The organism is Micromonospora sp. NPDC047557, assembly GCF_043205095.1.
In the GTDB taxonomy this organism is placed as follows: domain Bacteria; phylum Actinomycetota; class Actinomycetes; order Mycobacteriales; family Micromonosporaceae; genus Micromonospora.
In genome coordinates this window covers 270201-288275 of the sequence record NZ_JBIDDK010000006.1, presented here as the reverse complement: position 1 = coordinate 288275, position 18075 = coordinate 270201, and the positions used below count along the sequence as shown (strand labels likewise).

The window sequence follows — 18075 nt, the reverse complement described above, 5'->3', positions numbered from 1 at the left end:
GCGTCTCCGATCCAGGCAGGAGCAACCCGATGAAGGTTTGCCGATCGCGTCTCGTGGTCCTGGCGGCAACGGTCCTGACCGTCGTGGCCGGCGGGCTCGGCATCGCCACTGCCCAGGCCGCCACCCCGGCGTGCGATGTCGCCTATCGGGTCACCAGCCAGTGGACGGGCGGGTTCGGAGCCGATGTCGTCGTCACCAACCTCGGTGACGCGGTGACCAGTTGGACCGTGGGGTGGAACCTCGCCCCCGGGCAGGGCGTGACGCAGGCGTGGAACGCCACCGTCACGGTCACCGGCACGGCGGTGACCGCCACCAACATGAGCTACAACGGTGCCGTCGGCTCTGGCGGATCGGTCAACTTCGGCTTCACCGGCTCGTGGAGCGGCAGCAACCCGGTGCCGTCGTCGTTCTCGTTCAACGGCATCACCTGTGCCGGCCCACCGACAGCGACCCCCACCGCACAGACGCCCACGCCGGGGCCAACGCCCTGCCCCGAGCCGAGCACACCGCAGGCGACCCCTTCCACGTCATCGGCACCCGCGCCGGTCAGGGTGTGGATGGCCGGCGATTCCACGATGATGAATGCCAGCTCCTGTCCGATCGGCTGGGGCAGCCAGTTCGCGTCCTACTTCACGTCGACCGTCACCGTGCAGAACAGCGCCGTCGGCGGTCGCAGCATCCAGACGTGGCTGTACGAGGGCAACGTGACCTCCACCAAGAACTCGGCCGGCGAGTGCACGCTCAGCTCGACCGCCTACAGCGCGCGATGGTCGGCGATGCTGGACACCGGCAGCGGCTTCAAGACCGGTGACTATCTGATCATCCAGTTCGGCATCAACGACGGTGACTCGGCCTGCCCGCGACACGTTGGCACCAATCGCTTCAAGGAACTGCTCGGCGTCATGGCGACGGCTGCCAAAGCCAGAGGGGTGAAGCCGATCTTCGTCACTCCGGTCGCGGCAATCACCTGCAGCGGCAGCACCGCCGTCGGCAATCGCGGTTTCGTCACCGAGACGACCGCTGCGGCCGCCGCCAACGGCGTACCGGTCATCGACCTGCACGCCAGGAGCGTGGCGCTCTACAACACGCTCAGGCTGTGCCCGAACAACGGCGACTACTCGACGGGCGCGGTCGGTGCGTTCTTCTGCAACGACCACACCCACTTCGAGGCGGCCGGCGCCAGACAGATCGCCGGCCTGATCACCACCGCCCTCCGGGCGCAGAACATCCCGCTCGCCGCCCACCTGACGTGACAGCCACCCTTTGGCGGTGTGACCCGGTCGCGCTCGCAGACGACAGGAGCCAGGCTGCTGGAGGCGTGCGCCGCTACCTGCTCTTCGTACGCCTTGCGTTGGCGGCGATCCGGACGTCACGGAAGTCGATAACTGCCTCGCGAGCAACCGTGATCAGGACGGCGAGGTCACCTTCCGCCAGCAACAGGACGTCGTCGAGCACGGAAGGCGGAACCTCCAGTTCCTGGGGGCCATAGCAGTCGTGCCACGCCATGTCCATGAGGTGCAGGAGGTCGAGCGCGGCTTCAACCTGCTCACCGGCGAACAGCCCTTCGACGCGCGGCTTGCGTTCTCCACGACGTTGCTCGCTGCCAAGTGCCACGGGTAACTCCTTCGCAGGTCTGCTGCCGGCTCCACGTAATCAACTCACGGCGAGTGCCTTGCAGCGGCGCCGCAGCGCGGTCGCCGCGACGTGCCTGGGGCATCTCGCGAGGGTCTACCGTCAACTGGATGAACGCCGCGTGGTCGCCGCTCTGCGCCGAGCCCGGGCGCTGCCACACGTCACCGGTCCTGCCGGGAACGCGCTGGAGGACATCGAGGTCTTCCTTGACCCGCGGCGCGCACGGTTGCGCGGACGTGTGTGGAGGGCGATCCGCCCATGGACGTGGTTCTGTGTCGAACGCAGGATTGCCACCGGCCCGTAATGGAACCCCTTTCGGCGGTCAGCTCTGCTGGTAGTTCACCGCGGCGAACCCGCACGGCTGGTGCAGGTGCAGGTAGTAGGCGCCCTCGCCGTAGTCGTCCAGGTCGGCGCCGGCGATCAGACCCACGTAGTCCATCGGTTCGCCGCAACCGGGGCAGTCGGCGTGCTCGGCGTCCTGGATCCACTCGGGCCGGCCGCCCAGTGTCGATCCGCCCGGGTTCCAGGCGCTGACCTGATAAGGGCTCGCCAAGGCCCGCCCGAGGACCGGCACCAGCGTCGGGGGGTCCTCCGGTTCGTCGGCGTCGGGGAGGTAGCTCGGGCGGGTGTTGCCGGCCCACCAGGTGGCGCCACCGGCCGGAGTGACGTGGCTGTACAACGTCGTGTAGCAGGCGCAGAAGTGGCACGTCTCGATCACCAACCGCCCGGACCACCCCGTGTGCGCCAGCGCGGCGGCGATGGCGGCGTCCGTGGTGTCGAGGTCTGCTGCAACCCACAGCGGCGAGGCACACCAGGGGCAGCCGGGCTGATCCGCGCCTGGCGCTGTTTCGCGCATGATCCACCGGTACGCGGTGTCCCCGCACAGGTCCCGTCGCCGGCCGTCCGAGCCGACCGCCCAGCCGCCCTCGTGGGCGTAGCGGAGCGCACTGACGTACAGCTCGCCCGAACCTGCTGGAGGCTGCGTCGTCCAGCGACGCAGGGCGCTCTCGGCGGTCGGGTGAGCACTGTGCGCCAGGACCATGAGCAGGTGGTTGAGCCGATCGGGCGTGCGGCCGCTGTCGACCTGCTCGATGACCCGACGGACCGCGTCGGCGTCCGCCGCGCGGTACAACTTCGCCGGCCACAGCACACCGAGGTCAAATAGAAGACTCAGGTGCGGGGTCAGCCTTCGGGGGTCGCTGTCCGTGATCGCGCACAACTCCTCGATCGCGTCGTCGTCCTCGGCGGCAGCACGTCTGATCAACTCCTCGATCACGAGGCGATGGTAGCCACGCCGGGCTGTTACGGTCCTGCACCGGAATGACGATCATGGTGAATGCTGGGGAGTTGACGCGGATGCGTAAGAAGCCGAATACGCGGTGGGCCGGTGCGCTGATCATGGTGCCGACGACCGTGGCTCTCGTCCTGGTCGGCACCGCCTCGGCGGCGTCGGCGGCCACGGGCACGCCGAGCGGTGCGCCGCCGGCGGCCAACGGTGTCGACGTGTGGTGCGTGTCGACGACCGGCGCCAAGGCGTGCTTCGCCGCGTACGGGGATCGGGTCTGGGTGAAGGACACCAAGGCGAACGGCGCGTCCGCCGCCGGCACGATCCAGGGACCGGACTGGAGCCGGCAGTGCTTCAACAGCAGCGGCGCGGACGCCGGCTGGGTCATGTGCAACTTCGACGTGCCGGAGTACGACGAGGGTCTGCTGTGGGCGGTCAACAACCCGTTCGTCGGCAACGAGAGCAGCACGGAGATCTACACCAGCGGTCCGATCTGACCCCGGCGTTCGCGTAACGAGCCCGGCCCGTCAAACCAGCGGCGCCTGCGCGGATCGGCCGCCGTCGTCGGCCGCGTGGGCGCCCTCGGAAACGGTGATCGGGGCGGTGATGATCCGGCTGGGCAGCACCGGCGCGTCGCGGCCCGTGCCCCGCCGACCGCCGCCGGTCGACTGCTCGTGGTAGTCCTGCTCCACGTTGACCGACCAGACGTCGTGCGTGGCGCCGGTGGCGATGTTCTCGACGGTCAGCATCGCGGTGAGCATCGAGTGGTCCTGGTTGTTGTAGCGGTGCATGCCGTTGCGCCCCACCGGGTGCACGTTCGGCACGGCCTCGGCCAGCCACGCTCGGATCACGTCCACGTTGTGCTGGTAGCGCTCGTCGTACACCGGGTATGCCTTGGGCATCCGCACCACGTGGCCGGCCTCCACGACACCGGGGCGGACCAAACCCAACCGCTCCAGCTCCGCGGTGGCCAGGGCCACGAGGTCGGCATCCGGGGTACGCCACATCTCGTCGTCCTCGAAGACGAAGTACTCCAGACCCAGGCAGGTGCGTCCGTCCTTGACGAGGTAGGGCGACCAGGAGCCGAAGTTCTGGATCCGGCCCACCCGCACCGCCGGGTCGTGCACGTAGATCCAGTTGTCGGGGAACGAGAACTCGGCCGGCACCACCAGGGCGACCGTCAGGAAGTCGCGGTAGCGCAGGTCGGCGGCGCAGGCCAGCACTTCCGGGGGCGCCGGCGGGCGCAGCGCGGCGACCAGCTCCGAGATCGGCATCGACGAGATCACGTGGTCCGCCGGCTCGGTGCGCTGCCCGCCCGCGCCGTTGAGCGTCACACTGATCGCCCGCCGTCGTTTCGGGTCGCGGTGCACGGCGGTCACCCAGGTGCCGGTCGACACCTCCCCGCCGCGCCGGCGCACCTCGTCGGCGCAGCGCTCCCACATCATCCCCGGCCCGAACTTCGGGTACTGGAACTCCTCGATCAGGCTGGTCACGTCGGTGCGGCGGCGGCGGGGCAGCACCGCGTTGCGGATCGCCGTGGCCAGCGACAGGTTCTTGATCCGCTGCGCGGCCCAGTCGGCCTGCAACCGGTCCGCCGGCATGCCCCAGACCTTCTCGGTGTACGTCTTGAAGAAGATCGAGTACAGCCGCCAGCCGAACCGGGCCGACACCCAGCCCTCGAAGTGCGACTGGTCCTTCGGCGGGCGCAGGCGGGCCCGGGCGTACGAGCCCAGGCAGCGCACCGCCTCCGGCAGCCCCAGATTGCGCAGCGCGTTGGTCGCGCTCAACGGGTAGTTGAACAGGGCGCCCCGGTAGAAGATCCGGCTCATCCGGGGCCGGGTCAGGAAGTCCTCGTCGGGCAGGATCTCGTGCCAGAACGCCTCCACCCGGGGCACCTTGGTGAAGAACCGGTGCCCGCCGATGTCGAAGCGCCACCCGTCGCGCTCCACGGTCCGGCTGATCCCGCCGACCACCTCGTCGGCCTCGAAGACCCGGACCGGCCTCCCGTGCCGGAGCAACTCGTATGCCGCTGTGAGCCCCGCCGGCCCCGCGCCGATGACCACCGTGCCGTGCTGCTCGCTCATGCCGCCCGTACTCCCTGCCGATGGTTGAGGCGCGGCGCGTACCCGTTATGCCCGGGATGTCACCTGCGGGTCGTGGTCGTTTCGCTCCGGCGGGGCGCGCCGGGGCGTACAACGAGAGGGGCAGCACCCCCACGCGGCGGGTGGGTCGGCGGACCGGGGGAGCGGGGCGGATGCACCGGTGGCGAAGCGGCCGGCGGCACGCAGCGATGCTGGCTGCCCGGCCCGCCGGGGTGGCGTGGGCGGCCCGGCTGGCCGGGGCGGCCGGAGCGGGCGCGCGGCTGGCCCGCCGCGTGCCGGCGCCCTGGCCGTACCTCATCGGGCTCTTTATCGGCGCGAAGCTGCTGCTGACCCTGCTCGGCCTGCTGGTCCTGCACGCCTGGGACGGCATTCCGGGCGCGCCGCCGCCGGACGAGGCGATGATGTGGGCGCAGCAGCGGGAGGTGTCCGGCCACCGGTGGATCTCCTTCTGGTTCGCCTGGGACGCGCTGCTCTACCTGCGGCTGAGCGAGCTGCCGCTGACCGGGCGGCCGTGGGGGGACTTCGGTTTCCCGCTGCTCTACCCCTTCCTCGCCCGGCCGGTCGGCGCGCTGCTCGGCGGCGACAACGCGCTGGCCCTGCTGCTGATCAGCAACGTCGCGTTCCTGGGCGCCCTCGCGTACGGCTACCGGCTGGCCGAGCTGCTGCTCGGCGACGCGGACGCGGCCCGTCGGTTCACCCGCTACCTGGTGCTGCTGCCGACGGCCTTCCTGTTCCAGGCCGCGCTGACCGAGTCGCTGTTCGTCTGCCTCGCGCTGGCCGCGTTCTACTACGCCGAGCGACGTCGGTGGCTGCTGGTCGGCGTGCTCGGCTACTTCCTGGCGATGAGCCGGTCGGTCGGGCTTCTCGTGGCGTTGCCGCTGGCGCTGGTGCTGCTGCGCCAGCACGACTGGCGGCTCGGCCCACGCGCCCTGCTCGGGTATCTGCGGATCGGCTGGCCATTGCTGCTGCTGCCCGCCGGATGGTTCACCTTCATGGCGTTCTGCCGGTGGCGCGGCGGGGACTGGTTCGCCTACCAGCACGCCCAACAGGTCGGCTGGGGGATCAGGGTGCAGAACCCGGTGCCGGTGGTGGTCGACGCTCTGGCCGGAGAGCCACGCGACGCCGGCCGGGTCCTCTTCGCCCTGGTCGTGCTGGCCGTGCTGGTCGCCGGGCTCCGTCGCCGGGAGCTGCCGTATCTGGTCTACGGCGTGCTCATGGTGCTGGTGCCGCTGTCGATGGGCCCGCCGGTCTACAAGAGCCTGCTGCGCTACCTGCTGGCCGTGTTCCCGGTGGCCCTGGTGCTGGCCCGCTGGGCCCGTCACGCCGGTGTCGACGTGTGGCTGACGGCGGCGCTCGCCGTGGTGCAGGGTGCGCTGTTCGCGCTCTGGCTCACCTACTGGACCCACATGATCATCTGATTGGGTGGCCGCCGATCGGGGCAGGATGAGGCGATGACCGAGCCACGGGTGCGCCTCGACGATCTCGGCGCCTGGCTGATCAAGGGCAACGCGGACGCCGTCGACCTCACCGCCCGGTTCGCCCGCGAGCCGCTGGTGACGGACTGGTGCGTACGCCCCGGCTACCGGGCCCGGTTGATGCGTGCCGGGCAGCCGGTGGTGTTCTGGGCCAGCGGCAGCCGCGCCCGCCTGCCGTACGGGGTGTGGGGCATCGGGCGGGTCACCGGGGTGGCCGAGCCCGCGCCACCGGGGCGACCCTGGTCGGTGCCGCTGGAGTTGCCCATCCTTCCCGAGCGGGACCGGGTGCCCCGGCAGGCGTTGCGCGCCGACGACCGGCTCGCCGCCCTGGAGGTGTTCCGTCAGCCGCAGGCGGCCAACCCGTCGTACCTGACGGTGGCCCAGTTCGCCGCCCTGCGGACGTACCTGCCGGTCTGAGCTTTCAGCCGGCCTGTGCAAGGCTGCTACCCGTCGTCGCCAACTTCGGGGGAGGCCCGGTGTTCGCCCTGCCGCTGACCGAGGACGTCGAGCTGCGCCCGCTGGACCCGTGGCGGGCCGAGGAGTTCCTCGCCCACCTGGACCGGGCCCGCGAGCACATCCGCCCCTGGGTGTCGCCGACCTTCGTCGCCACCGACCTGCCGTCGGCCCGCGCGGTGTTGCAGCGCTACGCCGACCGCTGGGCCAGCGACAGCGGCGGCATCTGGGGACTGTGGCGGCACGGGACCCTGGTCGGCGGGGTCATGTTCGTGTCGTTCGACGTCACGCTGGGCGTCTGCGAGGTCGGCTGCTGGCTGGAACCGGCGGCGCAGGGCCGGGGCATGATGGCCCCCGCCGTCCGCCGGATCGTCGACTGGGCGGTCCGCGAGCGCGGCATCCAGCGGGTGGAGTGGCGCACCAACGCGGCCAACACCCGCAGCATCGCCCTGGCCCGCCGGCTCGGCCTGCGCCACGACGGCACCCTGCGCCAGCTCTACCCGAGCCCGCGCGGGCGCATCGACCTGGAGGTCTGGTCGGTGCTGGCCGACGAGTGGCTGGCCCGGCCCACACCGTCACCGCCCACCGTCCACTGACGACGGCGGATTTCTGTCGTACCCGGGCGGCACCATGCATTCATGGCCGTCCCCGCGCTCACCCCGCATTCCGACCCGCCGCGTTCCGTGCCGCTGCGTGAGGCGCGCACCCGGTTCAGCCAGCTCGTCGCGCTGGCCGAGCTGACCGACGCCGTCACCGTCGTCACCCGCGACGGCGATCCCCGCCCGGTCGCCGCGATCGTTCCCGCCGCCGCCGCCCGCAGTGGCGCGCAGGCCCGCGCCGACGCCGACCGGCTCGCTGCGGTCACCGCCGGTTGGGCCCGCCGCCTCGACGAGCAGCACCGTCGCAGCAGCCAGCGACACGCCGCCGAGCTGGGGGCGGTCCGCGCGGCGCTGGCCGAGGTGTGGGCCGAGCTTGACCGCCGCGTCGTCCCGGGCAGCGACCCGGCGCTGTCCCGGCTGCGCGCCGCGCACGCCGACCTGCTCACCGACTGACCGCCGCTCGTCGAGGGCCGTCGCCGGCCCAGGTATCGCGCAGCGCAGGCGTCAGGTCGTGGCCGGGTAGGCGTGGGTCTCGGTCGCTTTGACCGCGACCCAGACCCGCTGGCCGGGGATCAGCCGCAGGTACGCCGCGGCGGCCGGCGTGACGTCGGCGGCCACGCCGATCGGCCCGTCCACCTGCACGCGGACGTTGTCGCCGTGGCGCTGCACGCCGGTCACGGTGCCCGCCCAGGTGTTGCGGGGGCTGCCGTCCGGCCGGGCCGGGTGCAGGGCCACCGCCGCCGGGCGGAACGCGACGAACGCGTCCCCGTCGAGCCGGTCGGCCACGCTGAGGGTCAGCTCCGGCGCGACACGTACCGCGTGGCCGTCCGCCCGGCCCCGGTAGAGGTTCAACCCGACCAGGCGGGCCACGTAGTCGGTGCGCGGGCGGGCGGTGACGCTCGGGCCGTCGCCCTCCTGCACCACGCGCCCGCCCTCGACGATGACCAGGCGGTCGGCCAGCGCCAACGCGTCCAGCGGATCGTGGGTGACCAGCACCGTGGCGCCCGGGTGCGCGGCCAGGTGGCGGTGCAGCTGCGCGCGGGTGTCCAGGCGGGTGCGGGCGTCCAGGGCGGCGAGCGGCTCGTCGAGCAGCAGCAGCGACGGCCCGACGGCCAGCGCGCGGGCCAGCGCCACCCGCTGCGCCTGCCCGCCGGAGAGCTGCCGAGGCCGGCGGTGCGACTGGCCGGCCAGGCCCACCCGGTCGAGCCAGTCCCGGGCGGTGGCCCGCGCCGCACGCCGGTCGACGCCGTGCCGGCGCGGCCCGAAGGCCACGTTGTCCAGCGCGTTGAGGTGCGGAAAGAGCAGGTAGTCCTGGAAGACCACGCCGATCGGCCGGCGTTCGGTGGGCACCCAGCCCCGGCTCGCCGGCCGATCCAGGTCGACGCCGCCGAGGGTGACGTGCCCGGCCGTGAGCGGGTGCAGCCCGGCCAGCGCGCGCAACGCGGTGGTCTTGCCGGCGCCGTTCGGCCCGAGCAGCGCGACGACCTCGCCCGACGCGACCCGCAACGGCACGTCCAACCGGAAGGCGCCCCGGTCGACGACGAGCCGGGCGTCGAGCAGCGGCGCAGGTCCCGCCTCGTCGTCCCGCGGCGCGGGTCCGGCCTCGTCGTGCAGCGGCGCGGTCACGGGCTGGCCAGCCAGCGGTCCCGCAGCGCGGCCAGGATGCCCACCGAGACGATCAGCAGCACCAGGCTGAGCACGATCGCGGACTCCAGGTCGGTCTCCAACGCGAGGTAGACGGCCAGCGGCATGGTCTGCGTACGCCCGGGATAGTTGCCGGCGAAGGTGATGGTGGCGCCGAACTCGCCGAGCGCCCGCGCCCAGCACAGCACCGCGCCGGCGGCCAGACCCGGTGCCACCAGGGGCAGCGTGACGTGGGTGAAGGTGGTCCACCGCCCGGCGCCGAGCGTCGCGGCGGCCTCCTCGTAGCGGTGGTCGGCGGCGCGCAGCGCACCCTCGACGGCGATGACGAGGAACGGCATGGCGACGAACGCCTCGGCCAGCACCACGCCCGCGGTCGTGAACGGCAGGGTGACGCCGAACGTGGCGTCGAGCCAGCCGCCGAGCAGCCCGCGCCGGCCGAAGACCAGCAGCAGCGCCACGCCGCCGACGACCGGTGGCAGCACCAGTGGCACGGTGACCAGGGCGCGGACCAGCCGGCGGCCGGGAAACTCGACCCGGGCCAGCAGCCAGGCCAGCGGCACCCCGAACAGCAGGCAGAACAGGGTGGCCAGGGTCGCGGTCTGCACCGACAGCCGCAGCGCCGTCAGCGCCCCCGGCGCGGTGAGCCGTTGCGGCAGCGTCGTCCACGGCGCCCGGACCACCAGCCCGGCCAGCGGCAGGACGAGGAAGAGCAGCCCGAGCCCGGCCGGGATCAGCAGCGCCGCCGGCACCCGCCCCCGTCGGCGCGGCGCGACGTCGGGAAGCCGCCTCGCGCTGCCGGGAGGGGTCTGTCGCACGGCGTTGGGAAGGGTCCGGCTCACGGTGCCGGGAAGGCCCGTCTCATGGCGCCTGGAAGCCGGCCGCGGCGAGGACCGTCTGTGCCGGCGTCGAGCGGACGTACGCGACGAAGGCCCGCGCGCCGGCCGGATTCGGCGCGTCCTTCAGCGCGACGATCGGATAGTCGTTGATCGCCCGCGCCGACTCGGGAAACTCGACACCGGTCACGTCGCTGCTCGCGGCGCGGGCGTCCGTGCGGTAGACGAGGGCCGCGTCGACCTCGCCGAGCTTGACCTTCGCCAGCGCTCCCTTGACGTCCTGTTCCAGGGTGACGGGGGTCAGCGCGACACCTGCCGCGGTCAGGGCGGTATGCGCCGCCGCGCCGCAGGGCACCTGGTCGGCGCAGAGCGCCACCTTCACCCCTGGGCGGGCCAGGTCGGCGAGACCGGTCACGCCCTTGGGGTTGCCGCTGGGCACCGCGATCACCAGTTGGTTGCGGGCGAAGACGAGCGGTGTGCCGTCGGCGTCGCCGGCCTCGGTCACGGTCGCCATGTTCTTCGGCGCGGCCGACGCGAAGACGTCCGCCGGAGCGCCCTGGGTGATCTGGTTGGCCAGGGCGGAGCTGCCGGCCAGGTTGAGGGTGACGGTGACGCCCGGGTTGGCGGCCTCGAAGTCCTTGGCGATGCGGGTGAACGACTCGGTCAGCGAGGCGGCGGCGAACACGGTCACCGTGCCCGATGCCCGACCGTCCCGGGTGTCGCCCCCGGATGCGGGGTCGCCGGCGCGGTCACAGCCGGTCGTCGCCAGCAGGGCCACCGCCAGCGCCACCGCGACGAATCTGGTCCGACGACTCATCCGACCGCCCTTGCTCCGGCCGGGGTGGTGGGCGCGGCGCGCTCCACCACCACGGTGGTCGACTTGATGACGGCGACGGCGACCGAACCGACCCTCAGGTCGAGGTCGTCGACGGCCTCCCGGCTCATCAGCGACACGACCCGGAAGGGGCCGGCCTGGATGTCGACCTGGGCCATCACCGTGTCCTTGCGGACGTCGACGACGATGCCGCGCAACCGGTTGCGGGCCGAGGAGAACTCGGCGCCCGCGTCCGGGTCGGCGGCCTGCGCGCGGGCGAACGCCGCGAGGTCGACGCCGTCGATGATCCGGTGGTCGTGCTCGTCACGCCCGGCGGGCAGCCGCCCGGCGTCCACCCAGCGGCGGATCGTGTCGGCGCTGACGCCGAGCAGTTCGGCCGCCGCGCCGATGCGGAACGTCGTCACCGCCTCACCCTAGCGGCCCGCATCCGCGAGGGCATAGACCCCATGCCACCCGCATTCGCATGGCTTCGCCGCTCGATATGCCAGCATCTGCTATCCGCCAGGTCGGCGACGTGGTGGTATCGCGCTGCTGCGACACCACCACATCGCCCACGCGGAGTGGATCATCCGATGAGACCGAGCGCGGTCCCGGACGTGGCCGTCAGCAGTTGCGCAGCGCGGGGGACTGGTTCAGGAGTTGGCCCCGAGGCGACACGAAGCGGCGGTAGCGCTCCCCGTCGACCGCCGACGGACGGAACGCGGCGACCCGGTGGCAGTTCTGGAAGGCCAGTCGCACCCCGAAGTGACGCTCCAGGCCGGAGCGGATCGCGTCGCTCGCCAGCGCCCGGAGAAGTTGTCCCCGTTCGGTGTCGGTGGGCGGCGGGACGACGTTGTCCGCCAGGTCGGCGTCGCTGGCTTCGAGGTCGGCGACCACGCGGCTGACGGTGGCCCAGGCGTACGGCAGGGAGTCGCGGACGCAGGCGATGAACGCCTCGTCGTCGACGGGGCCGCGCTCGGCGGCGTCGAGCAGGGCTGGCGGGACGGTGAGCGACATGATTCTCCTCCACATCTCGAAACGACTACCGTTTTCATTAACGGTGTCGAAGTGAGCACACCACGCCGTGCCGGCACCGTCAACGGTGGCGCGGCGTGCGGCGCGGAGAAATGCTGGTCAGTGGCGGCGGGGGTGGCCCTTGAGGTGTCGGCCCAGCTCCCGGGCGATCTCGCGGTTGGCGTCGCGTTCGGCGAGGGTCTGCCGCTTGTCGTACGCGCGCTTACCCTTGGCCAGGGCCAGCTCGACCTTGGCCCAGCCGTTGTCGAAGTACATCGACAACGGCACCAGCGTCACCCCGCCCTCGCGGACCTTCTCCAGGATCTTGCCGATCTCGGAGCGGTGCAGCAGCAGCTTGCGATTGCGGCGCGGCGCGTGGTTGGTCCACGTGCCGTAGCTGTACTCGGCGATGTGCAGCCCGTACAGCACGATCTCGCCGTCGCGTTCGTGCGCGAACGCGTCCACCAGCGACGCCCGTCCCTCGCGCAGCGACTTCACCTCGGTGCCGACCAGCACGATGCCCGCCTCGTACGTGCGCAGCACGGTGTACTCGTGCCGGGCCTTCTTGTTCGAGGCGATCAGTCGACGTTCGGGCTGCTTGGACGGGCTCACCCGGAGACGATATCCGGCCACCGCCTCAGCCGGTCGTCCGGCGCTGAGCGCGCAGCCGCGCGGCCAGTTCCCGCACCGCCTGCGTGAACTCCTCCTGCGACTCGCACAGCCAGTGGCCCAGGATCGGCGGCGGCACGCTGTCGCTGGGCGGAGGCAGTAGGCCCTGTGGGTCGGTCAACCGGCGGTCCACCGCCGCCTGCGGCCCGGTCAGCGTCGCGCGGTCCCCGGGCCGGTGCGGGACGAAGATCCACCCACCGATCGGGTCGGTGTCGCGCCACAGGTTCACCCAGCGCCAGCCGAGGCGCTCGCCGATCTCTCGCAGCGACGACTCGTTGACGTAGGCGGGGAACAGGCGCGAGTACAACCGGCTCAGCGGCGACCCGTAGGTGAGCAGGGCGACCCGGTCGGTGACCCGCGGCGGCAGTTGTAGCAGGGTGGCCGCGAGCAGCACCGAACCGTGGCTGTGCCCCGCCAGCAGCACCCCCGCGCCCTGGTCGACGAGGTAGGTGATCCGCTTGGTCAGCTCCGGCACGGCCCGTTCGGCGTAGCAGGGCGGCGCGAAGGGGTGCGCCGCCCGGGGCCAGAAGGTGCCCAGATCCCACAGGACGCCCACGTACCGACGGAATCCGGCCGTCCGGTACGCGAAGATGCCGCCGATCACGAGCCCGACCAGGATCGCGCCGATCGCGTAGCTGCCCGCCCCGATGAGGAAGTTGACGAGGGTGTCGGGCACCCCGACGTACTGCTCGAACACGTCCCCGGGATAGAGCTCGAGCAGGCCGAGCAGGCTGGTGGCCAGTCCGAGCGCGGCGGACCCGGCGTAGACCACGGCGAGCGGTTCCAGCCGTTCGGTGAACCGGGCCCGCGCCACCGCCTGCTCGACCCGGCGCAGCCGCGCCGCCGCCTCCGGCGGGGCGTGCGGGAAGTCGGCGGCCACGATCGCCCGTGCGACCCGCCACCGGCTGGGACGGGTCGCCACGGTGACCACCACGCCCACCAGCAGCGCGGCCAGCACTGCCAGGAAAAACCCGACGATCGCCCACTTGTACGACAGCGGCGGGCCGAAAACGAACCGTTCCCGGTACCCGCTGTTGCGGTCCAACACGTCCGCCACCCGATAGACCAACTCGGCGGAGAACGCCACCGCGAGCCCGGCGCCGACCGTGACGAAGACCGGAGCGCCCAGCGCGCGCAGCCGGGGGAGCCGCTGTCCGTCGGGGCGTCGCCCCCTGCCGCGCGCCCAGATCACCACCGCCGCGAGAATCACCAGCAGGACGGTCTGGCTGACGAACAACCAGGCCACGGTGGCGCTGTACCCGGGCAGCAGCCTGCTCCGCGGCCACGGCTCGCGGCTGGTGAGGGTGTACGCGATCACCAGGATCGTCAGCCCGCAGGCGATCGTGCGCAGCCCTCGCGTGACCGCCTCCAGCCGGGGCACCGGGCTGGGCCGGTCCATGCCCCGCACCCTCGTCAACAGGATCACGCAGGCGAGCAGCACGGCCCCGGTCGCCACCGCCAGCGCCGCTCGCACCGTCGACTCGTTCTGGCTGTCCCAGGCGGCCAGCAGGCTGACGTCCAGCGTGGCGAACGCGGCCGCGACGTGCACCGAGCGCAGCCGTCCCACCGCCGGGGTCCCGTCCCACTGGCCGACCGCGCTCAACTGCTGGACGGAGGTCTCCTGGGTCGCCCCGGTGCGAAAGGCGTCGAACGAGTGGCTCGGCCGCGCGCCGAGCCACCACACGATCCCGATGGCGACGACCGGCACCAGGGCCAACACACCCAGCCGTACCCCGGGCGGACGCTCGCCGAGCCAGGACAGCCAACTCCGGCCGGCCGTGCAGGTCGGGGAACCCATGCAGCGCCAGGCGACGAGGTCCAGCGCCATCCCGACGATGGAGAGCACGTAGAGCATCGTGAGGGTGAGCGCGAGCACCCGGCACAGCGCGACGATGACGTGTTTCCCCGAGAGGCTCGCCGGGCGCATCCAGAGCGCCACGTTGCAGAGCATGAACGGCAACAGGAACACCAGCGACAGCGTCCGTACGGCCGTGCCGGACGGCAGGTCGCTCCAGCGGTACGCCTCCAGCGTCACCCCGTCCGGGCCGGTCGAGTCCGGGTAGCCCGGGCGGGGGCGGAAGAACCCGCCGCTGCGGTCTCCGGCGACCTGGTGCACGTGCGGCCGGTTGAGGACCTGGTCGGCGCCCGCCCCGGAGACGCCGTGCACCCGCAGCTCCACTACTCGACCCGAGGTCGTCGGTTCGGTCGGCGACGCGTCCGTCATGGGCCCCCCGAGGTGTGCGACCGCCGGCGGGTCGGCGGTCGCACACCGCCCGCGGCGGTCCCGCTTACCCGTCCCGGCGCGGGTCACGCATGCGTCGGCGCCCACGTGGTGGTGCGACCGGGCCCTGCGGGGTGGTTCTATTGGCGCCATGGCAAACCCGGTGATCCTGACCGTCGACGACGATCCCGCGGTGTCCCGGGCGGTGGCCAGGGACATGCGACGCCACTACGGCGACCGTTACCGGGTGCTGCGCGCCGCCTCCGGGCCGGAGGCGCTGGACGCGCTGCGGGAGGTCAAGCTGCGCGGTGAGCAGGTCGCGCTGCTGCTGGCCGACCACCGGATGCCGGAGATGACCGGCGTCGAGTTCCTCGAAGCCGCGATGGACATCTTCCCCGCCGCGCGCCGGGTGCTGCTCACCGCGTACGCCGACACCGACGCGGCGATCCAGGCGATCAACGTGGTCGACCTGGACCACTACCTGCTCAAGCCCTGGCACCCGCCGGAGGAGAAGCTGTACCCGGTGGTCGACGGCCTGCTGGAGGCGTGGTCGGTCACCCCGGACGCGACGAGCGTCGAGATCCGGGTCGTCGGGCACCGCTGGTCGGCGCCGTCGTTCAAGGTCCGCGACTTCCTGGCCCGCAACCTCGTGCCGTACCGCTGGCTGTTGTCCGACGATCCGGAGGGCGCCCGCCTGCTCGACGCGGCCGGGGCCACCGAGGCGGACGTACCCCTGGTGGTGACCGCCGAGGGCAAGGCCCTGGTGGCCCCCGACGAGGCCGAGTTGGCCGCGCTGGCCGGGCTGACCGTGGTGCCGGCGTCCGACTTCTACGACCTCGTGGTGATCGGCGGCGGTCCGGCCGGCCTGGGCTCGGCCGTGTACGGCGCGTCGGAGGGGCTGCGCACCGTTCTCGTGGAGCGGCGGGCGACCGGCGGGCAGGCCGGGCAGAGCAGCCGGATCGAGAACTACCTGGGCTTCCCGGACGGCGTCTCCGGCGCGCAGTTGACCGACCGGGCCCGACGGCAGGCGGTGAAGTTCGGCGCCGAGCTGCTCAGCGCCCGGGAGGTGGTCGGCCTGAGCGAGGCCGGCGGGGCCCGGCTGCTGCGGTTCGGCGACGGCAGCGAGATCGCGGCGCACACCGTGGTGCTGGCCACCGGGGTCTCCTACCGGGTGCTCGACGCGCCCGGCCTCGCCGACTTCACCGGCCGGGGAGTGTTCTACGGCGCCGCTGCCACCGAGGCGCCCAGCTGTGTCGACCAGGACGTCTACATCGTGGGCGGGGCCAACTCGGCCGGCCAGGCCGCCGTGCACTTCTCCCGGTACGCCGCCCGCGTCCACCTGCTGATCCGCGGCGCGGACCTCACGGCGTCGATGTCGCGTTACCTGATCGACCAGCTGGAACGCATCGACCGGATCACCGTGCACCCGCACACGGCGGTGGTCGGCGCCACCGGGCAGGACCACCTGCAACAGCTCACGCTCTGCGACACCCGCACCGGGCAGGCCCGCTCGGTCGACACCTCCTGGCTGTTCATCTTCATCGGCGCCGAGCCCCGCACGGACTGGCTCGACGGGGTGCTCGTCCGCGACGGGCGCGGCTTCATCGTCACCGGCCCGGACCTGTTGAACGGTGGCCGCCGCCCGGCCGGGTGGTCGCTGTCGCGCGACCCGTACCACCTGGAGACCAGCCTGCCGGGGGTGTTCGCCGCCGGGGACGTCCGCGCCGAGTCGGTCAAGCGGGTCGCCTCGGCCGTCGGCGAGGGCGCGATGGCCGTCTCGCTCGTGCACCGCTACCTGGAGGCCCAGTGAGCGCGAGGAGTGAGCCGGGTTTGCGAGCCCCGCAGTCGCGAACGAAGGAGACCCCATGACCACCCCGTCGGAGCGGTTGACGCCCGCGCAGCTGCGTGCCCTGTTCCTGTTCGAGGCGCTCGACGACGAGCAGCTCGACTGGCTGCTCGAGCACGGCCGTGTGGAGCAGCGTGCCGGCGGCACCCTCGTGTACGGCGAGGGTGAGGCCGCCACCTGCTTCTTCGTGCTGCTGCGCGGCGCGGTGGCGTTGAGCCGTCAGGTCCGTGGCGACGACGTCGAGGTCAGCCGGACGGACCAGCCCGGGGTGTACGGCGGCGCCACCCAGGCGTACCTGGGCGACCAGGTCGAGCAGACCTACCGCAACAGTCTGCGGGCGGTGGTCGACTCCGACTTCTTCGTGCTGCCGGCGGAGGACTTCGCGCACGCCCTGCGGTCCTGGTTCCCGATGCCCATGCACCTGTTGGAGGGGCTGTTCTTCGGCATGCGGGACAGCCAGACCATCGTCGGCGAGCGGGAGCGGCTGTTGGCGCTCGGCTCGCTCTCGGCGGGGCTGACGCACGAGTTGAACAATCCGGCCGCGGCGGCGGTGCGGGCCACGTCGGTGCTGCGCGACCGGGTCGCGGGGATGCGGCACAAGCTCGCGATGATCGCCGACGGTCGGCTCGACGGCCGCGCGTTGCACGGGCTGGTCGCGTTGCAGGAGGAGGCGGTGGCCCGGGTGGCCACCGCGCCGAAGCTGAGTCCGGTTGCCACCGCCGACGCCGAGGACGCCCTCACCGACTGGCTGGAGGAGCACGGGGTGGGCGGCGCCTGGGACCTGGCGCCCATCCTGGTCGGCGGGGGTCTCGACGCGGCCTGGCTCGCTCAGGTGAAGGCGGCCGTCGGCCCGGCGGACCTGGAGGCCGCAGTGCGGTGGCTCTCCTACACCGTCGACACCGAGCTGCTGATGCGCGAGATCAGCGATGCGGTGACCCGGATCTCGGGTCTGGTGGGTGCCGCCAAGCAGTACTCCCAGTTGGACCGCGCCCCGCACCGCGTGGTGGACGTGCACGACCTGCTCGACGCCACGCTGGTCATGTTCAAGGGCAAGGTGCCCGCCGAGGTCAAGCTCGTCCGCGAGTACGACCGGTCGCTCCCGCCGATCCCGGCGTACGCGGCCGAGCTGAACCAGGTGTGGACGAACCTGATCGACAACGCGCTGGGCGCGATGGGGGAGAAGGGCGTGCTGACCGTCCGCACCGGCCGGGTCGGCGACCTGCTGGCGGTGGAGATCAGTGACACCGGTCCCGGTATCCCGCCCGAGGTGCGCCCGCGCATCTTCGAGCCGTTCTTCACCACCAAGCCGGTCGGTGCCGGCACGGGTCTGGGGTTGGACATCTCGTACCGGATCGTGGTCAACAAGCACCACGGCGACATCCGGGTGGAGACCGAGCCCGGAAACACCACGTTCCGGGTGCTGCTGCCGATCACCGAGGACGTCGCGCCGACTGTGTGAAACACGCGTACGACGCGCCGACTACCTAC

18 protein-coding genes are annotated in these 18075 nt (G+C 72.4%); 8 read left to right on the top strand and 10 right to left on the bottom strand.

All coding sequences use genetic code 11. The annotated features are described in order from the left end of the window. The first annotated feature begins 29 nt into the window (after nucleotides 1-29). A complete protein-coding gene (locus ACGGAQ_RS17665; protein ID WP_393050280.1) occupies nucleotides 30-1253 on the top strand; it encodes a cellulose binding domain-containing protein in 1224 nt (407 codons plus the stop codon). Between the two features lie 73 nt (nucleotides 1254-1326). On the opposite strand, the gene ACGGAQ_RS17660 is transcribed toward ACGGAQ_RS17665, so the two are convergent. Further along, nucleotides 1327-1614: a hypothetical protein gene (locus ACGGAQ_RS17660; RefSeq protein ID WP_393050277.1), complete on the bottom strand. Its 288-nt coding sequence runs from the start codon at nucleotides 1612-1614 to the stop codon at nucleotides 1327-1329. Between the two features lie 340 nt (nucleotides 1615-1954). After that, nucleotides 1955-2908: a hypothetical protein gene (locus tag ACGGAQ_RS17655; RefSeq protein WP_393050275.1), complete on the bottom strand. Its 954-nt coding sequence runs from the start codon at nucleotides 2906-2908 to the stop codon at nucleotides 1955-1957. A gap of 80 nt (nucleotides 2909-2988) precedes the next feature. Here ACGGAQ_RS17655 and ACGGAQ_RS17650 point away from each other — a divergent pair, with 80 nt between their 5' ends. Further along, nucleotides 2989-3414, top strand: a complete 426-nt coding sequence (locus ACGGAQ_RS17650) for a hypothetical protein (protein WP_393050272.1) — start codon at nucleotides 2989-2991, stop codon at nucleotides 3412-3414. A gap of 30 nt (nucleotides 3415-3444) precedes the next feature. Here ACGGAQ_RS17650 and ACGGAQ_RS17645 read toward each other — a convergent pair whose 3' ends face one another. Beyond that, a complete protein-coding gene (locus ACGGAQ_RS17645) occupies nucleotides 3445-5001 on the bottom strand; it encodes an NAD(P)/FAD-dependent oxidoreductase (protein ID WP_393050269.1) in 1557 nt (518 codons plus the stop codon). Between the two features lie 170 nt (nucleotides 5002-5171). Between ACGGAQ_RS17645 and ACGGAQ_RS17640 the strand changes: the two genes are divergently transcribed. Genes ACGGAQ_RS17640 through ACGGAQ_RS17625 form a run of 4 tightly spaced genes read left to right on the top strand, consistent with a single transcriptional unit; the run spans nucleotide 5172 to nucleotide 7999 of the window. Then, nucleotides 5172-6437 carry a hypothetical protein gene (locus ACGGAQ_RS17640; RefSeq protein ID WP_393050266.1) on the top strand — a complete coding sequence of 422 codons (1266 nt, stop codon included), beginning with the start codon at nucleotides 5172-5174 and terminating at the stop codon, nucleotides 6435-6437. A gap of 33 nt (nucleotides 6438-6470) precedes the next feature. After that, on the top strand, nucleotides 6471-6911 hold the full coding sequence (locus tag ACGGAQ_RS17635) for a hypothetical protein (RefSeq protein ID WP_393050263.1): 441 nt from the start codon (nucleotides 6471-6473) through the stop codon (nucleotides 6909-6911). 59 nt (nucleotides 6912-6970) lie between these two features. Continuing rightward, nucleotides 6971-7543 carry a GNAT family N-acetyltransferase gene (locus ACGGAQ_RS17630; protein WP_393050261.1) on the top strand — a complete coding sequence of 191 codons (573 nt, stop codon included), beginning with the start codon at nucleotides 6971-6973 and terminating at the stop codon, nucleotides 7541-7543. A 42-nt stretch (nucleotides 7544-7585) separates the two neighbouring features. Then, nucleotides 7586-7999, top strand: coding sequence for a type II toxin-antitoxin system Phd/YefM family antitoxin (locus ACGGAQ_RS17625; RefSeq protein ID WP_393050258.1), 414 nt, complete (start codon nucleotides 7586-7588; stop codon nucleotides 7997-7999). A gap of 51 nt (nucleotides 8000-8050) precedes the next feature. On the opposite strand, the gene ACGGAQ_RS17620 is transcribed toward ACGGAQ_RS17625, so the two are convergent. The 7 genes from ACGGAQ_RS17620 to ACGGAQ_RS17590 form a co-directional block, all read right to left on the bottom strand. Next, a complete protein-coding gene (locus tag ACGGAQ_RS17620) occupies nucleotides 8051-9106 on the bottom strand; it encodes an ABC transporter ATP-binding protein (protein ID WP_393050430.1) in 1056 nt (351 codons plus the stop codon). 62 nt (nucleotides 9107-9168) lie between these two features. Next, on the bottom strand, nucleotides 9169-10005 hold the full coding sequence (locus tag ACGGAQ_RS17615) for an ABC transporter permease (protein WP_393050255.1): 837 nt from the start codon (nucleotides 10003-10005) through the stop codon (nucleotides 9169-9171). A gap of 43 nt (nucleotides 10006-10048) precedes the next feature. Continuing rightward, complete coding sequence (gene modA, locus ACGGAQ_RS17610; protein WP_393050252.1) at nucleotides 10049-10840, bottom strand: molybdate ABC transporter substrate-binding protein; 792 nt, start codon at nucleotides 10838-10840, stop codon at nucleotides 10049-10051. After that, nucleotides 10837-11262: a TOBE domain-containing protein gene (locus ACGGAQ_RS17605; protein WP_354856049.1), complete on the bottom strand. Its 426-nt coding sequence runs from the start codon at nucleotides 11260-11262 to the stop codon at nucleotides 10837-10839. Before ACGGAQ_RS17605 ends, modA begins: the two co-directional genes overlap by 4 nt. Nucleotides 11263-11461: 199 nt before the next feature. Next, nucleotides 11462-11854, bottom strand: a complete 393-nt coding sequence (locus ACGGAQ_RS17600) for an SCO5389 family protein (protein WP_393050249.1) — start codon at nucleotides 11852-11854, stop codon at nucleotides 11462-11464. A 117-nt stretch (nucleotides 11855-11971) separates the two neighbouring features. Beyond that, on the bottom strand, nucleotides 11972-12463 hold the full coding sequence (gene smpB / locus ACGGAQ_RS17595; RefSeq protein WP_393050246.1) for an SsrA-binding protein SmpB: 492 nt from the start codon (nucleotides 12461-12463) through the stop codon (nucleotides 11972-11974). A 25-nt stretch (nucleotides 12464-12488) separates the two neighbouring features. Then, a complete protein-coding gene (locus ACGGAQ_RS17590; RefSeq protein WP_393050243.1) occupies nucleotides 12489-14744 on the bottom strand; it encodes a hypothetical protein in 2256 nt (751 codons plus the stop codon). 148 nt (nucleotides 14745-14892) lie between these two features. Here ACGGAQ_RS17590 and ACGGAQ_RS17585 point away from each other — a divergent pair, with 148 nt between their 5' ends. Further along, the gene (locus tag ACGGAQ_RS17585) at nucleotides 14893-16551 is read left to right on the top strand and encodes an FAD-dependent oxidoreductase (RefSeq protein WP_393050240.1); all 1659 of its coding nucleotides are present in this window, start codon (nucleotides 14893-14895) and stop codon (nucleotides 16549-16551) included. Between the two features lie 55 nt (nucleotides 16552-16606). Next, nucleotides 16607-18046 carry an ATP-binding protein gene (locus ACGGAQ_RS17580; protein WP_393050237.1) on the top strand — a complete coding sequence of 480 codons (1440 nt, stop codon included), beginning with the start codon at nucleotides 16607-16609 and terminating at the stop codon, nucleotides 18044-18046. The last annotated feature ends 29 nt before the right edge of the window (nucleotides 18047-18075 follow it).

Coding starts and splice junctions, on each gene's coding strand:
- ACGGAQ_RS17665 (WP_393050280.1), top strand. CDS start 30: ATGAAGGTTTGCCGATCGCGTCTCGTGGTCCTGGCGGCAACGGTCCTG.
- ACGGAQ_RS17650 (WP_393050272.1), top strand. CDS start 2,989: ATGCGTAAGAAGCCGAATACGCGGTGGGCCGGTGCGCTGATCATGGTG.
- ACGGAQ_RS17645 (WP_393050269.1), bottom strand. CDS start 5,001: ATGAGCGAGCAGCACGGCACGGTGGTCATCGGCGCGGGGCCGGCGGGG.
- ACGGAQ_RS17640 (WP_393050266.1), top strand. CDS start 5,172: ATGCACCGGTGGCGAAGCGGCCGGCGGCACGCAGCGATGCTGGCTGCC.
- ACGGAQ_RS17635 (WP_393050263.1), top strand. CDS start 6,471: ATGACCGAGCCACGGGTGCGCCTCGACGATCTCGGCGCCTGGCTGATC.
- ACGGAQ_RS17625 (WP_393050258.1), top strand. CDS start 7,586: ATGGCCGTCCCCGCGCTCACCCCGCATTCCGACCCGCCGCGTTCCGTG.
- modA (WP_393050252.1), bottom strand. CDS start 10,840: ATGAGTCGTCGGACCAGATTCGTCGCGGTGGCGCTGGCGGTGGCCCTG.
- ACGGAQ_RS17600 (WP_393050249.1), bottom strand. CDS start 11,854: ATGTCGCTCACCGTCCCGCCAGCCCTGCTCGACGCCGCCGAGCGCGGC.
- ACGGAQ_RS17590 (WP_393050243.1), bottom strand. CDS start 14,744: ATGACGGACGCGTCGCCGACCGAACCGACGACCTCGGGTCGAGTAGTG.
- ACGGAQ_RS17585 (WP_393050240.1), top strand. CDS start 14,893: ATGGCAAACCCGGTGATCCTGACCGTCGACGACGATCCCGCGGTGTCC.
- ACGGAQ_RS17580 (WP_393050237.1), top strand. CDS start 16,607: ATGACCACCCCGTCGGAGCGGTTGACGCCCGCGCAGCTGCGTGCCCTG.